Origin of the sequence: Massilia sp. METH4, from assembly GCF_037094685.1 — a bacterium.
Lineage (GTDB): Bacteria > Pseudomonadota > Gammaproteobacteria > Burkholderiales > Burkholderiaceae_D > Rugamonas.
Window position 1 is genome coordinate 1,075,336 of record NZ_CP146614.1, and the last position, 14,821, is coordinate 1,090,156.

Consider the following 14,821-nt stretch of genomic DNA (forward strand, 5'->3'; position numbering starts at 1 on the left):
AGTCAACCGGTGACGACAAGATATCCGCGCCGATAATGGCAATGCAATGGTGTCGCGACGGAGCAACGCCAACGGCCCGGACAAGGGGTCAAAAAGGTTGCACGGTGCACGCAAGTCCTTAATTTCCAAGCGGAAAGTATGCTACTGTTCGGCCACTACCCTCCGTTTTTCCGCCTCATGAATCCCACCGTACTGGCCAAGCTGTTTTCGCCCCCGGACGATCCGTCGCTGCTGCAGTACGGCATCTACGACTTCCGGCTCGTCGCCCTGTCGGTGCTGATCGCCATCTTCGCCTCCTGGATGGGCCTGCACATCGCCGGCCATCATCGCACGGCCCAGACCAGGGGCCTGCGCATGGCCGCCCTGCTGTCCGGCAGCATGGCACTGGGCGCCGGCATCTGGGCGATGCACTTCATCGGCATGCTGGCGTTCGACGTGTGCACGGGCACGCAATACGAACCCGTCATCACCGCGCTGTCGCTGCTGCCCGGGCTGGCCGCGTCGGCCGTGGCCCTGTCGATCGCGCGGCGCGACCGCCTCAGCCGCGGCGGCCTGCTGCTGGGCGGCGTGCTGGTCGGTGCCGGCATCGGCGCCATGCACTACAGCGGCATGGCGGCCATGGAAACGGCGTTGACGCTATATTACGATCCGCTGATGTTCGCACTGTCGATCGTGGTGGCCGTGGTGCTGGCAACGCTCGCGCTGGGCGTGCGCTTCGGCTTGCGCGAGCGGGCCCGCCACCTGTCGGCGCGCAAGCGGCTGGCCATCAGCGCCGTGGTGATGGGCTGCGCGATTGCGGGCATGCACTACACCGGCATGGCCGCCGCGCGTTTCGTGGGCACGCCGCCAGCCGTGCCGCTGCCCGACGACACCGACGTGATGGCCATTTCCGTTTCCGCGATCACCGTGCTGTTCACGCTCGCGGTGATGGCCGTGCACGGCCTGCTGCGCTACCGCGACATGTACCGCAACCTGCTGCGCAGCGAGCGATCGATGCGCGCGCTGCTGACGACGACCGTCGATGGCGTGGTGACGATCGACCAGCAGGGCATCATCCGCGAATTCAATGCCTCGGCCGAGCGCATATTCGGCTGGGAACGCCACGAGGTCGTGGGCGAGCCCGCGGCGGTGCTGATGGCGGACCCCGAAACGTCCGAGCAGCACGGTGTGCTGCGCCGTATCCGCACCGGCGACATGCGCATGGCGCGCGCCGGCGAGGAAGTGATGGGCCGCCGCAAGGATGGCTCCGAGGTGCCGATCCGCACGGCACTGGGCCATGCGCAGCTGATCGACCGCACGCTGTACGTGCTGTTCATTACCGACATCACCGAGCGGCGCCGCATGACGCAGGCGCTGCGCGACAGCGAGGAACAACTGCGTTCGCTCATCGGCAGCATCCCCGGCATCGCCTTCCGCTGCCGCGCCGCGGACGACTATCCGCTCGAGTTCATCAGCGAGGGTGTCGAGTGGATCACCGGCTACCCGGTCGGCGACTTCATCGGACCGGCCAAGTGCCGCACGTTCGGCGAGCTGGTGGCCCCCGCCGACAAGCAGCGCGTGCTCGCCGTCCTCAACCTGTGCGCATCGAACGGCGTGCCGTTCACGGTGGAACACCGCATACAGCATGCCGACGGCACGTGGCGCTGGGTCTGGGCACACGGCGCGCTGGTGCGCAACGAAGACGGCACCGCGCGCTGGCTCGACGGCGTGGTGCTCGACACCACCGAGCGGCGCCAGATGGAAGAGGACCTGCGGCAGGCGAAGGAAAAGGCGGAACAGGCTGCCGCCGCGCGGGCCAGCTTCGTCGCCAACATGAGCCACGAGATCCGCACGCCGATGAATTCCATCCTCGGCTTTACCGACGTGCTGCTCGATACCGAACTGAAGCCGGACCAGCGCGGCCACCTCGACACCGTGCGCAACGCCGGCCGCTCGCTGCTGCGCCTGCTGAACGAGATCCTCGACACGGCCAAGCTGGAAAAGGGCGCGGTCGAGCTGGAGCTGGCCGACTTCAACCTGCTGGGCTTGATCGACGAGCTGTCGTCGACCTATAACACGACGGCACGCGCCAAGGGCCTGGCGCTGAACATCGCCTTCGCGCCGGAGCTCTCGCCCTGGCTGCACGGCGACGAGCTGCGCATGCGCCAGGTGCTGACCAACCTGCTGGACAATGCGATCAAGTTCACGGCAGCCGGCAGCGTCACGCTCGCGGTTGCCCGCGAGGGCGAGGAGTTGCGCATCGCCGTGCGCGATACCGGCATCGGCATCGCGCCGGACCGCCTCGCCGCGATCTTCGACCCGTTCACCCAGGCCGACGCCTCGATGACGCGCCGCTTCGGCGGCACGGGCCTGGGCACCACGATCAGCAAGCAGCTGGTGGAGCTGATGGGCGGCCGCATCTGGGCCGAGAGCACGCCGGGCGAAGGCACCACCTTCCACGTGGTGCTGCCATTCACGCCTGTCGTCGAACCGCGGCAGGCGTGCCAGCCGCGCCAGCGCCAGCGCGTGGCCTGTGAGCTGCCGCCGCTGCGCGTGCTGGCGGCGGACGACGTGGCGCAGAACCTCGAGCTGCTGTCGCTGCTGATGACCAGGCGCGGCCATACGCTGATGCCGGCGCGCGATGGCGCCCAGGCGGCCGAACTGGCGGCGGCGCACGACTTCGATGTGATCCTGATGGACGTGCAGATGCCGACCGTGGACGGCCTGGCCGCCACGCGCATGATCCGCGAGGAAGCGGCGCGCAATGGCCGGCCGCGCGTGCCCGTGGTGGCGATGACGGCCAGCGTGCTGGAAGCGCACCGCAAGGCCAGCACGGCGGCCGGCATGGATGGTTTCGCCTCCAAGCCGGTGGACTGGTATGCCCTGTCGCACGAGATCGCCCGCGTGCTCGGCTTGCAGCCGGTCGGTGCGATCACGGCCAGCCAGAAAGCGGCCGGCCCGCTGGTGCTCAATCGCGTGGCCGGCGCACAGCGCTGGGGCGGCAGCGCCGAAGAATACCAGCTGGCACTGTGCCGCTTCAATGCGGACCATGCGCTGAGCGCCCTGCACCTGGAAACGCTGTGGGAAGCCGGCGACGGCGTGGCCCTGCAGGCGCAGGCGCACCGCGTGCGCGGCGTGGCCGCCAATCTCGGCCTCGAACAACTGGCGCTCACGCTGGGCGGAATCGAGAAAAGCGCGGCCGATGGTGCGATGGCAACGCTGCTCCCGCTGCTGAAACGCTACGAGACAGACCTGGCGGCGGCGCTGGAAGCGGTGCGCTCCCAGCCCTGCCCGGAACGGGCGGGCGCCACCTGCGCCTCGCCGGCGGGGCCCTTCGACACCGCGGCCGTGCGGACCGCGGCCGAGGCGCTGCGCCACTCGCTCACGCGCGGCGCGCTGGATGACGATGCGCTGGCCAGCCTCTCGCAAGCCCTGCAGGGCCACGTGCCGCCCGCCACGCTGGCGCCGCTGCAGATGGCGATCGACGACTTCGACTTCACCTTGGCCGAGACAAGGCTCGAAGCGGTTTTGGAAACGGTTCTCGGCACCGATACGGAAGCGACGCAATGAATCCCTCTTCCCACCTGCCGCTGATCCTCGTCGTGGACGACGAGGCCAGCAACCTGCAACTGCTGCGCCAGATCCTGCAGGACCATTACCGGCTGCTGTTCGCCAAGGACGGCGCCCGCGCGCTGGAACTGGCGCGCCAGGAACACCCTGCCCTGATCCTGCTCGACGTGATGATGCCGGGCATGACGGGGCACGAAGCCTGCCGCACGCTGAAGGCCGATCCCGCCACGGCGGCGATCCCCATCATCTTCGTGACGGCACTGTCCGACCCGGAAGACGAGGTGCGCGGCTTCGAGGCGGGCGCCGTCGACTACATCACCAAGCCGGTCAGCGCGCCGATCGTGCGGGCGCGCGTGCGCACCCACCTGTCGCTGGTACGCATGGACGAGCTGAAGGAAAGCCGGCTGCAGATCGTGCAGCGCCTGGGCCTGGCTTCCGAATACAAGGACAACGAGACCGGCATGCACGTGATCCGCATGAGCCACTTCGCGCGTGTGCTGGGCCTGGCGGCGGGCATGAGCGAAGCGGAGGCGGACGACCTGCTGCACGCGGCGCCCATGCACGACGTGGGCAAGATCGGCATCCCCGACCGCATCCTGCAAAAACCCGGGCCGCTCGACCCGGACGAATGGGCCATCATGAAATCGCATGCCACCATCGGCGCCGACATCATCGGCGAGCACCCGCACGGGATGCTGAAGCTGGCCCGCAACATCGCCCTGTCGCACCACGAGAAATGGGATGGCAGCGGCTATCCGAACGGCCTGGCCGGCGAAGCGATCCCGCTCGAAGGCCGCATCTGCGCCATCGCCGACGTGTTCGACGCCCTCACCTCGGAGCGGCCGTACAAGAAGGCCTGGCCGGTGCAGGAAGCGGTGGAATTCCTTCAGAAGCAGCGCGGCGCGCATTTCGACCCGCGGCTGGTGGACCTGTTCGTGGCGCAGTTGCCGGCCATTTGCGCGATCAGGGAGAAGTGGGCGGAGAGCCCGCTGGCGCCGGCGGCTTAGAGCGCCTAACAAAACCCCCATGGCTGCGTTGCAGCGTCTCGCCGTACAGGTGTACTGTCTTCGACGCCGCGCCTTGCCCTGCGGGTTTTGTTAGGCGCTCGAAGGCATTGTTTTACCAGGAATCTGGTGAACTCCCACCGCCAACCCGTTGTTGCGCTGCACGTTCGGGAATTTGCAGACCGTGATGACGGCAGGGAGTCCGGTTCCCATGTTAGCGACGCATCAGGTCGCTGCCTTGATTTAAGTCAAAACATGCAAGCCTATGCGGAACTTTTCGCAACGTCGCGATACAGTGCCGCATACTGCGAGGCCATCTTTTCCGACGTGAACAGGGCGCGGTAGCGCTCGCCGGCCCGCTGCCCCATCGCGGTGGCCAGCGCCGGATCTTCCCACAAGGTGCGCATGGCGTCCCCGAACGCGGCAGGGTCGCTGGGCGGCACCACCAGGCCCGTGTCGCCATCGATATTGATGTAGCTGGTGCCGGTGCCGATCTCGCTGGAGATCATCGGCTTGCCGTACATCGCCCCTTCCAGCAGGGAAATACCGAATGCCTCCGAGCGCAGGTGCGACGGGAACGCCATCGCGTAGCACAGCGTGAGCAGCGCCACCTTGTCCTGCTCGTCCACGGCGCCCACGAAGCGCACGTGCGCCAGGCCCAGGCGTCGCGCATGTTCCTTCAACTCGTTCTCGATCGGCCCGGCGCCCACGATGACCACCGGGTAATCGCGCCTCGCCAGCGCGTCGAGCAGGATGTGCAAGCCCTTGTAGTAGCGCAGCACGCCCACGAACAGGAAGAAGCGCTCGCCCACTTCGGCGCGCCAGTGCGCCAGCCGCTCGGGCGACGGTTGCGGATACGTGTTGCGGTCCAGGCCGAACGGGATTGCGCGCACCTTGTCGCCGTAGCGGCGCAGCACGTCGGACGAAGCGAAGTAATTCGGCGACGTGGCGACGATGCCATCCACGTCGGCCAGGAAGCGGTGCATCAGCGGCGAATACAGCTTCAGCAGCGCCTTCTGGCGCACGATGTCGGAATGGTAGGTGACGACCGACGGCTTCTTCACCCGGGCCAGGAAATGCGCCAGGTCGCCGAACGGCCAGGGGAAGTGGTAATGCACCACGTCCGCCATGTCGGCCAGCTGCGCCAGCTTGCGGATGGATGCGAGCGACATCGTGTTCGACGCGATCTCGATATCCTGCGGCACGCGGTGCACCACGTGGCCGTCGATCTCCATCGTGGCGGGCCCGCCGTGGCGGGTCAGCGTGAGCACCTCGTTGGTGATGCCCAGGCGTGCGGTGCCCATGCAGATCTGGCGGATCGCCTGTTCCACGCCGCCCCACGAATCGGGGTAATACGTCTTGTAGAAGTGCAGAACGCGCATGTCACCCCTGCAGTACCGAGCGGTACACGGCGGCCGTCTTGCGCGCCGTTTCGCGCCACGTCAGCTGCACGGCGCGCACCTTGCCGGCGGCGATGCAACGGCGGCGCAGCGCCTCGTCGCGCGCCAGCTCCAGCATGGCCGAGCCGATCGCGCCGACCGACAGCGGGTCGACGTCGATGGCCGCGCCGGCCGTCACTTCGGGCAGCGAGGTCGTGTTCGACGCCACCACCGGCACGCCGGAGGCGAAGGCTTCCACCACCGGGATGCCGAAGCCTTCGTACAGCGAGGGAAAGACGAACACGCCGGCGCCGGCATACACGTGGCGCAGCTCCTCGGCGCTGGTCAGGCGGCTGAGCCACACGACATTCTCGCCGTTCTGCCGCGCGGCCCCGATCTGCGCCACCAGCGCTTCGCTGCGGGCGCCGGCGGCGCCGACGATCACGAGCTGGCGCTGCGCGCGCACGCTGGCAGGCAGGCCGAGGAAGGCCTGCAACAGCGCGCCGATGTTCTTGCGCGGCTGCAGCGTGCCCACCGTGAGGAAGTAACCGGGCCGCAGGCCGTGGCGCGCCAGCGTGGCGGCGGCCTGGCCGGGCTCGGGGGCGTCGAGCCACTCCTCGTCGACGCCGTTCGGGACCACGCTGATGCGGCGCTCGTCCACGCCGAAGTGGCGCACCAGCTCCGGGATGGCATAACAGCTCACGGCAATCACGTGGTTGGCCTTGCGCGCGGCCCTGGCCTGCAGCCAGTTCTTCAGGCCGCGCAGCTTCGGGTTGCACCACTCCGGGTGGGCGATCGGCAGCGCGTCGTGCAGCGTGGCGACGATCGGGCGGTCCATGCGCACGATGCGGTAATCGGTGGCGTGGAACAGGTCGGCGTCGATGTGTTCGCGCGCACCCGGCAACACCAGGTCGCGCACGGTCGCCAGCGCGAGCGGGCGGGGCATCGGCCGGCCGACCGACAGCCGGGCGGGCGGGCCGAAGGACCAGGCCTCGGCGGCGACACCGGCATGCGGCAGCTCGCGCAGCAGCGCGCGGCTGTAGACGCCGATCCCGTCGAGGTGGCCGCCAGTGAGGCCGGGTTCAGTCGTGGTCGCGGAAATGCCGACTCTCAGTGTCACGCCTCGTACATCCAGCGCAAGGTCTGCTCCAGCGGCGGCGGCTCGATGGCGCCCACGACACCTTGCAGGCGGGTGTTGTCGCCCGTGAGGCGCACCACTTCGTTGGCGCGCACGAAGGCCGGGTTGACGTGAACGTCGATCTTGTAGCCGGCAATGGCGGCCATCATGTCGAGTGCCTCGCCCAGCGAATACGCCTTGCCGGAGCAGACGTTGAAGGTCTTGCCGATCGCCGAATCGCCAGCGGCGATCACGTGGCGATAGCTCGCGGCCACCACGCGCACGTCGGAGAAATCGCGCCACACGTGCAGGTTGCCCAGCTCGATGCGGGGCTCGCGGCGCTTGAAGTGCGCCACGATCTTCGGCAGCAGGAAGTTCTCGGCCTGGCCCACGCCCGTGTAGTTGAACGGCCGCACGACGATGAGCGGCAGCTTGTCCATCCACAGCCGCGCCATGTATTCCATGGCCAGCTTGGATACGGCGTAGTCGTTGGCGGGAGCGGCCGGCACGTCCTCGCCGATCACGCCGGCGTCGGCATTGCCATAGATGTTTGCCGAGGAGGCCAGCAGCACGGCCGACGGCTTCTTCGGCGACGTGGCCAGTGCTTCGAGCAGGTGGCGCGTGCCGGTCACGTTGACGCGGTACATCTGGTCGATGTCGCTGTGCGCGACGAAGGCGATGGCGGCCAGGTGCACCACCACATCGGGTTGCAGCGAGTGCACGGCGGCGGCGAGTGCCGCGCGGTCGGTCAGGTCGACCGCCACGGTCTCCGGGCTGTGCTGGCCGCCGGGACTGGCCAGGCCGAACACCTCGTAGCCGGCGGCGCGCAGTTCCTGCGCGACGTAGCGCCCGGTGAAGCCGCTGACGCCGGTGACCAGCGCGCGCTTGCCGGCGCCTTCGCGCGCCGCGGACAACAGCTGCAAGGTTGCGGCCATCTTAGAACGAGAAGCCGGCGGTGTTGCGGCGCAGGTCGGCCTCGACCATCATCTGGCACAGCTCTTCCAGCGTGGTCTTCGGTTCCCAGCCCAGTTCCTTCTTCGCCTTGCCCGGGTCGCCGATCAGGAGGTCCACTTCGGCAGGACGATAGTATTTCGGGCTGATGCGCACCAGCACCTTGCCGGTCTGTGCGTCGTGGCCCGTTTCATTCTCGCCGCTGCCCTGCCATTCGATCGCGATGCCGGCCGCCTTGAAGGCCATCGTCACGAAATCGCGCACGGTCTCGGTGCGGTTGGTGGCCAGCACATAGGTGTCCGGCTGGTCGGCCTGCAGGATGCGCCACATGCCTTCCACGTATTCCTTGGCGAAGCCCCAGTCGCGCTTGGCGTCCAGGTTGCCCAGTTCCAGCACCTCGAGCTTGCCCAGCTTGATCTTGGCCACCGAGTCGGTGATCTTGCGCGTGACGAACTCGCGGCCGCGCAGCGGCGACTCGTGGTTGAACAGGATGCCCGAGGAACCGAAGATGCCGTACGACTCGCGGTAGTTCACCGTCATCCAGTGCGCATACAGCTTGGCCACGCCATACGGGCTGCGCGGGTAGAACGGCGTGTCTTCCTTCTGCGGGATCGCCTGCACCTTGCCGAACATTTCCGAGGTCGATGCCTGGTAGAAGCGGATCTTCGGGTCGACGATGCGGATCGCCTCGAGCAGGTTGACGGCGCCGATGCCGGTGATCTCGGCCGTGGTGACCGGTTGCTCGAACGACACGCCCACGAAGCTTTGCGCCGCCAGGTTGTAGATCTCGTGGAACTGGCCGTTCTGCAGCAGGCGGATCGACGACGACAGGTCGGTCAGGTCGTGCTCGACCAGCTTCAGGTTCGGGTGGTTCTGGATGCCCAGTTCTTCGATGCGCCAGAAGTTGACCGAGCTGGTGCGGCGGAACGTGCCGGTGACTTCGTAACCTTTTTCGAGGAGCAGCTGTGCAAGGTAAGCACCGTCCTGACCGGAAATGCCCGTGACCAGGGCGCGTTTCGAATTTTGCATAGTGATCGGGTGTTCGAGAAAGTTGACGAAGAAGCCCGATATTGTAACAGAGGAATGACAACATCCCGCCCGTTGCAAGCACCTCGATTACATCGTTTACATCTTGTTACCACGCATATATTGCTCCAAAAATAGGGACAGTCCCTATTTTCCGAGCAATATATTCAACCCAATCCAATGCCCCGCGCCATCACGGCGGCGGCGATGGGAATCACCACGAACACATGGATTTCCGCCAGCTTGCGGCGGCGCAGCGCCTGCAACTCGTCGGCCGGGGGCACGAACCCGGCATCGGCCTTCAGCGCTTTCTGCCAGGCCAGGATGCGCACGGTCGGCTTGATCGACAGCAGGCCGACCACGGCGAACGCACCGACCTTCACCCAGAACGCGGGATTGTCGAGATAAAAGTCGGCTCCCTTGGGCCCGTGGAAGACGCGGCCGAAACCGACCACGAGGATGGCCAGCGCCAGCAAGCCGTAGAACGCATCGAAACGCCCCAGTATCTTCACCGTGTGCGGCGACATCGACGTTGGCCTGAGCAGCGCCAGCTCCGCCGCCAGCACGGCGGCGATACCGAACACGATCAGGTGGTGGAGGATGGCAAGGATGAGGTCGGTCATACCTCGAAATATTGCAGAAAACCCGATGCCTGTCACCACTCTGCGAAGTGTTGTAAAAATTCGGGGACTGTCCCCGAATTTTTACAACACTTGGGGCGAAAAAAAGCCGCCTTGCGGCGGCTTTTCGGGGGCGAAGCGGGATTACTTGCTGTTGCGCTGGGCGACCACGTCGACCACGCACAGCGCGGTCATGTTGACGATGCGGCGCACGGTGGCCGATGGGGTCAGGATGTGCACCGGCGCGGCGCAGCCCAGCAGGATCGGACCGATGGCGATGCCGTTGCCGGCCGCCGTCTTGACCAGGTTGTAGGCGATGTTGGCCGATTCGATGTTCGGCATCACCAGCAGGTTCGCGTCGCGTTCGAGGAAGGAACTCGGCATCAGCTTCTTGCGCAATTTCGAATCGAGTGCCGTGTCGCCGTGCATTTCGCCGTCGACTTCCAGGTCGGGCGCGCGTTCCTTGATCAGGGCCAGCGCGGCGCGCATCTTCTGCGCGGACTCGTTGTTGGACGAGCCGAAGTTCGAGTGCGACAGCAGTGCGGCGGCCGGCGAGAGGCCGAAGCGGCGCATTTCCTCGGCGGCCATGATCGTGATCTCGGCCAGCTGGTCGGCGTTCGGGTTTTCGTTCACGTGCGTGTCGACCATCACCAGCTGCCGCTCCGGCAGCACCAGCACGTTCATCGCAGCGTACACGTTGGCGCCGGCGCGCTTGCCCAGCACCTGGTCGATATAGTGCAGATGCAGCTGCGTGGTGCCGAAGGTGCCGCAGATCATGCCGTCGGCATCGCCCTTCTTGATCATCATCGCGCCGATCAGGCTGTGGCGGCGGCGCATTTCCAGCTTGGCGTATTCCTCGGTCACGCCCTTGCGCTTGGCGAGTTCGTAGTACGAGGTCCAGTAATCGCGGTAGCGATCGTCGTAGTCCGGATTGATCACGTCGAAGTCCACGCCCTGCTTCAGGCGCAGGCCGAACTTCTGGATGCGCGATTCCAGCACGGCCGGGCGGCCGACCAGGATCGGGCGCGCCAGGCGCTCGTCGACCACCACCTGCACGGCGCGCAGCACGCGTTCCTCTTCGCCCTCGGCGTAGACGATGCGCTTCAGGTCCGGATGGGTGATCTTGGCCTGCGCGAACAGCGGCTTCATGAAGGTGCCGCTGCGGTAGACGAATTGCTGCAGGCTGTCGGCATACGCTTCCAGGTCCTTGATCGGGCGCGTGGCGACGCCGGAATCCTCGGCGGCCTTGGCCACGGCCGGCGCGATCTTGATCAGGAGGCGCGGGTCGAACGGCATCGGGATCAGGTACTCGGGGCCGAACGACAGGTTGGTGAAGCCGTAGGTGGTCGCGACCACGTCGGACTGTTCGGCGTGCGCCAGTTCGGCGATCGCGTGCACGACGGCGATTTCCATTTCGCGTGTGATCGTGCTGGCGCCGCAATCGAGCGCGCCGCGGAAGATGTACGGGAAGCACAGCACGTTGTTGACCTGGTTCGGATAGTCCGAACGGCCGGTGCAGATGACGGCGTCTTCGCGCACGGCCTTCACGTCTTCCGGCAGGATTTCCGGGTTCGGATTGGCCAGGGCCAGGATGATCGGGCGCGGTGCCATGCGCTTGACCATCTCCTGCTTCAGCACGCCGCCGGCGGAGAGGCCCAGGAAGATGTCGGCATCGCCGATCACTTCGGCCAGCGTGCGCGCCGGCGTGTCGCGGGCGAAGCGTTCCTTGTCCGGGTCCATCAACTCGGTGCGGCCTTTGTAGACCACGCCGGCCAGGTCGGTCACGAAGATGTTCTCGATCGGGAAGCCCAGGTCGACGATCAGGTCCAGGCAGGCCAGCGCGGCCGCGCCGGCGCCGGAGACGACCAGCTTGCATTCCTTGATGTTCTTGCCGACCAGCGAAATGCCGTTCAGGATCGCGGCGCCGACGATGATCGCGGTGCCATGCTGGTCGTCGTGGAAGACGGGGATCTTCATCCGCTTGCGCAGCTCGCGCTCGATGTAGAAGCACTCGGGCGCCTTGATGTCTTCCAGGTTCACGCCGCCGAACGTGGGTTCCAGGGCGGCGATCACGTCGATCAGCTTGTCCGGGTCCTGCTCGTTGATCTCGATGTCGAACACATCGATGCCGGCGAATTTCTTGAACAGCACGCCCTTGCCTTCCATGACGGGCTTGGAAGCCAGCGCGCCGATATTGCCCAGGCCCAGCACGGCGGTACCGTTCGAGATCACGGCCACGAGGTTGCCGCGCGCCGTGTACTTGTAGGCGGCAGCCGGGTCGACGACGATTTCTTCGCAGGGAGCGGCAACGCCGGGCGAGTAGGCCAGGGCCAGGTCGCGCTGGTTCGTCAGTTGCTTGGTCGGAGTCACACTGATCTTGCCTGGGCGCGGGTACTCATGGTACTCGAGCGCCGCCAGACGCAGTTGTTGCCGCAATTCTTCTTTCTTGTCAGATGACGAATCCATTGCCTGCTGCCTTCCTGTGCTGTCTGAAATCCTTTGATTCTAGCAGACAGGATTCGGGCCCAAAGTAGGTATTTTTACCAACGCATCCGTCAAGACCGAATTTTGTATGGTTCATATACCTGCAATTACCTGCTGCTATCGGTTTTCCCGTGCTAGCCGGCCCCGCTGCGACTTCGTATTTACGATAAGTACGTTCAGAAAATATCAGCGGGCAGGGTCGCCGGCCGGGCCGGCTGGCAACGTGGAATTAACATAGGCGCTGTTCGCGGACGCTAGGCTTTCCCCTAATCACGGAACTTTCAGATCGGGTCGCTGTCAGTAGCGGCCTGAGCCTTGCTTGCCCGGCGCCACCCCGACGCGCAGCCAGTGCGACGGCGTGGTGAGCGCGGCAGCGTCCAGCACGCGTTGCCAGCCGGTGTAATTGGCCAGGTAGCGGCTGGCCACACCGTTGAACCGGCGCAGCCACGTCTTGAAGCGCCCATGCCATCCGTTAACATTTTGAATGTGGATGGCCTCTCGAACCCTCTCGCCGCGCTGCACGTTGACTGATTCGTGCGTGATGCCGGCCTGCCGCGCGAACGCCTGGTAGGCATTGGCGCCATCGCTGATGAGAATGACGTCTTGCGCCAATACGGGCAGCAGGTGCTTGGCCAGTTGCCCCGCGCTGACCGGTCCGCGCCCGGTCACGAAGTCGTACGTGAGCTTGTTGCGGTCGCGGGCGACGAGGATACAGTCGAGCTCGCGGCTGATGCCGCGCCGGGTCGCCTTGCCGCCGCGCTTGCGGGCCGGGCGATCCAAGTGGTGCGATCCCTTCTGCGATTCCAGGTGATAGGTTTCGTCGGCCTCCACCACCGTTGACAACTCGGCGCGCCGCTCCCGCCGGACGGCGGCAATCAACCGGTGCCGCCATCGAAAACTGGTCGACTTCGCCACCGCCACGCGTTTGGCCGCCGTGCGCACCGTCGTCGATTCGATCAGGCATTGCAGGTACGCCAGCCATTTGTCGCGCCGCTTGAGGTGGGCCAGCGGGGTGCCGGTCAGCGCGTTATAAGTGCTGCCGCATCCCGTGCACCGATAGCGTTGCAGGCCGTTGGCCTTGCCGCTGCGGTGGCAATGGGAGCAGGCGCAGTGCGGACACGGCGGCCTTCCCGCCGCCGCTTCGATCAAGGCAAGGCATTGGCCAGGATGCGTGACGGTGGCCAGGTATTCGCGCAAAGCTGCGACTTCGTCCGGCCCCAGCTGTAGCTGGACCAGTGCCTTGAACAAAAATTGGAAATCCGCAGTCCCCATTTCGGCCTCCTGATATGCATGAAGTAGCTCAACAGGAGGTCAGACAGCGTTGCGCGGAGGAAGTTCCCATAGCATTGGCGAACAGCGCCTTAACATAATTTTAATAATTTCTTTACATTAAACAAACGTCCTCCTAGACTACATGCATCTCAACTGCCGAAAGGGCCTGGCATGCGTGCGATCTTCTGGCGTACGTGCTCCCGCGTAACGGGCGTGGTGTTCCCGGTTTCGACGGTGGCCCTGTTCTTCACGCCGCACGACTCGAAGTGGGAACTGGCGCTGTCGGCCACCGCCGTCACCGCGGGCGGTGCCTGGATCTATGCGCGCGGCCGGCCGCGCCGGATCATGGCGCGGGCGCTGCGCCGCCGCTGAGCCGCGCGGCTGCCGCTACAATGGGCGCATGCTCTCCGAATTCGACCTGATCAAGCAGTATTTCATCCGGCCCGCGCGCCCGGCCAAGGCGCAACTGGGCATCGGCGACGATTGCGCGCTGCTGGGCATGGCCCCCGGCCGTTCGTTCGCCATTTCCTCCGACATGCTGGTGGAAGGCCGCCACTTCTTCCCCGGCGAAGACCCGCGCAGGCTGGGGCACAAGAGCCTTGCCGTGAACCTCTCCGACCTGGCGGCGATGGGCGCGCGCCCGGTAGGCTTCACGCTGGCCCTGGCCCTGCCGGCGGCCGACCGCGACTGGCTGGCCGGCTTTTCCGCCGGGCTGTTCGCGCTGGCCGACGAGCACGAATGCGAACTGATCGGCGGCGACACGACCAAGGGGCCGCTCAACATCTGCATCACGGTATTCGGCGAAGTCGCGCCGGAAGCAGCGTTGCGGCGCGACGCTGCCCGGCCGGGCGACGATGTGTGGATCTCGGGCACGCTGGGCGACGCGCGCCTGGCGCTGGCCGCCATCCGCGGCGAAGCCAGCCTGCCGGCCGAGGCGCAACTGCAAGCGGGGGTTCGGCTGCACACGCCGACACCGCGCGTGGCGTTGGGCCGCCTGCTTGCCGAGGGCGGCCTGGCCCATGCGGCGATCGATATCTCGGACGGCCTGGTGGGCGACCTCGGCCACATCCTCGACCGTTCCGGCGTGGGCGCTACGCTCGATGTCGACGCCCTCCCCGCCGGCCCCATGCTGGCTACCCAGCCCATCGCCCTGCGCCGCGCCTGGAGTGCCGCCGGCGGCGACGATTACGAACTGTGCTTCACGGCCGCCCCGGCGCAGCGCGCGGCGATCCTGGCGGCGGGCGCCGCCAGCAACACGCCGGTCACGCGCGTGGGCCGCATCGACGCGGCGCCAGGCCTGCACTTGACGGATGGGCAGGGCCGGCCGCTGGAATTGCGGCTGGCCGGGTTCGATCATTTCGGCAGCGGACAGTAAGCGTTTTTTCCCGCGGCGTGTCGCGCGGCTTGCTGGCGGGCCGA

At 66.4% G+C, this 14,821-nt stretch carries 11 protein-coding genes; 4 read left to right on the forward strand and 7 right to left on the reverse strand.

Annotation, left to right across the window (positions count from 1 at the left end):
- Positions 1-177: 177 nt before the first annotated feature.
- Positions 178-3,549, forward strand: coding sequence for an MHYT domain-containing protein (locus V6Z91_RS04780; protein ID WP_338767323.1), 3,372 nt, complete (start codon positions 178-180; stop codon positions 3,547-3,549).
- The gene (locus V6Z91_RS04785) at positions 3,546-4,556 is read left to right on the forward strand and encodes a two-component system response regulator (protein WP_338767326.1); all 1,011 of its coding nucleotides are present in this window, start codon (positions 3,546-3,548) and stop codon (positions 4,554-4,556) included. Before V6Z91_RS04780 ends, V6Z91_RS04785 begins: the two co-directional genes overlap by 4 nt.
- Positions 4,557-4,816: 260 nt before the next feature.
- Here V6Z91_RS04785 and V6Z91_RS04790 read toward each other — a convergent pair whose 3' ends face one another.
- The 7 genes from V6Z91_RS04790 to V6Z91_RS04820 form a co-directional block, all read right to left on the reverse strand.
- Positions 4,817-5,935 (reverse strand): glycosyltransferase family 4 protein, encoded by a 1,119-nt coding sequence (locus V6Z91_RS04790; RefSeq protein WP_338767329.1) that lies wholly within the window; start codon positions 5,933-5,935, stop codon positions 4,817-4,819.
- Position 5,936: 1 nt separating this feature from the next.
- Positions 5,937-7,052, reverse strand: a complete 1,116-nt coding sequence (locus V6Z91_RS04795; protein WP_338767332.1) for a glycosyltransferase family 1 protein — start codon at positions 7,050-7,052, stop codon at positions 5,937-5,939.
- Complete coding sequence (locus tag V6Z91_RS04800; protein ID WP_338767335.1) at positions 7,049-7,984, reverse strand: NAD-dependent epimerase/dehydratase family protein; 936 nt, start codon at positions 7,982-7,984, stop codon at positions 7,049-7,051. Before V6Z91_RS04800 ends, V6Z91_RS04795 begins: the two co-directional genes overlap by 4 nt.
- 1 nt (position 7,985) lies before the next feature.
- Positions 7,986-9,029, reverse strand: coding sequence for a GDP-mannose 4,6-dehydratase (gene gmd / locus V6Z91_RS04805; RefSeq protein WP_338767338.1), 1,044 nt, complete (start codon positions 9,027-9,029; stop codon positions 7,986-7,988).
- A 164-nt stretch (positions 9,030-9,193) separates the two neighbouring features.
- The gene (locus V6Z91_RS04810; protein ID WP_338767341.1) at positions 9,194-9,649 is read right to left on the reverse strand and encodes a DUF2214 family protein; all 456 of its coding nucleotides are present in this window, start codon (positions 9,647-9,649) and stop codon (positions 9,194-9,196) included.
- A gap of 141 nt (positions 9,650-9,790) precedes the next feature.
- Complete coding sequence (locus tag V6Z91_RS04815) at positions 9,791-12,112, reverse strand: NADP-dependent malic enzyme (RefSeq protein WP_338767344.1); 2,322 nt, start codon at positions 12,110-12,112, stop codon at positions 9,791-9,793.
- Positions 12,113-12,427: 315 nt separating this feature from the next.
- Positions 12,428-13,402, reverse strand: a complete 975-nt coding sequence (locus V6Z91_RS04820; protein WP_338767347.1) for an IS1595 family transposase — start codon at positions 13,400-13,402, stop codon at positions 12,428-12,430.
- 171 nt (positions 13,403-13,573) lie between these two features.
- Here V6Z91_RS04820 and V6Z91_RS04825 point away from each other — a divergent pair, with 171 nt between their 5' ends.
- Together V6Z91_RS04825 and thiL are read left to right on the forward strand one after the other, a co-directional pair.
- On the forward strand, positions 13,574-13,774 hold the full coding sequence (locus tag V6Z91_RS04825) for a hypothetical protein (RefSeq protein ID WP_338767349.1): 201 nt from the start codon (positions 13,574-13,576) through the stop codon (positions 13,772-13,774).
- 28 nt (positions 13,775-13,802) lie between these two features.
- A complete protein-coding gene (gene thiL / locus V6Z91_RS04830) occupies positions 13,803-14,777 on the forward strand; it encodes a thiamine-phosphate kinase (protein ID WP_338767352.1) in 975 nt (324 codons plus the stop codon).
- Positions 14,778-14,821 lie beyond the last annotated feature (44 nt).

What these genes read in the sequence shown, in the direction of transcription:
- V6Z91_RS04780 (WP_338767323.1), top strand. Translation starts at nt 178, where the DNA reads ATGAATCCCACCGTACTGGCCAAGCTGTTTTCGCCCCCGGACGATCCG.
- V6Z91_RS04785 (WP_338767326.1), top strand. Translation starts at nt 3,546, where the DNA reads ATGAATCCCTCTTCCCACCTGCCGCTGATCCTCGTCGTGGACGACGAG.
- V6Z91_RS04790 (WP_338767329.1), bottom strand. Translation starts at nt 5,935, where the DNA reads ATGCGCGTTCTGCACTTCTACAAGACGTATTACCCCGATTCGTGGGGC.
- V6Z91_RS04800 (WP_338767335.1), bottom strand. Translation starts at nt 7,984, where the DNA reads ATGGCCGCAACCTTGCAGCTGTTGTCCGCGGCGCGCGAAGGCGCCGGC.
- gmd (WP_338767338.1), bottom strand. Translation starts at nt 9,029, where the DNA reads ATGCAAAATTCGAAACGCGCCCTGGTCACGGGCATTTCCGGTCAGGAC.
- V6Z91_RS04810 (WP_338767341.1), bottom strand. Translation starts at nt 9,649, where the DNA reads ATGACCGACCTCATCCTTGCCATCCTCCACCACCTGATCGTGTTCGGT.
- V6Z91_RS04815 (WP_338767344.1), bottom strand. Translation starts at nt 12,112, where the DNA reads ATGGATTCGTCATCTGACAAGAAAGAAGAATTGCGGCAACAACTGCGT.
- V6Z91_RS04820 (WP_338767347.1), bottom strand. Translation starts at nt 13,402, where the DNA reads ATGGGGACTGCGGATTTCCAATTTTTGTTCAAGGCACTGGTCCAGCTA.
- V6Z91_RS04825 (WP_338767349.1), top strand. Translation starts at nt 13,574, where the DNA reads ATGCGTGCGATCTTCTGGCGTACGTGCTCCCGCGTAACGGGCGTGGTG.
- thiL (WP_338767352.1), top strand. Translation starts at nt 13,803, where the DNA reads ATGCTCTCCGAATTCGACCTGATCAAGCAGTATTTCATCCGGCCCGCG.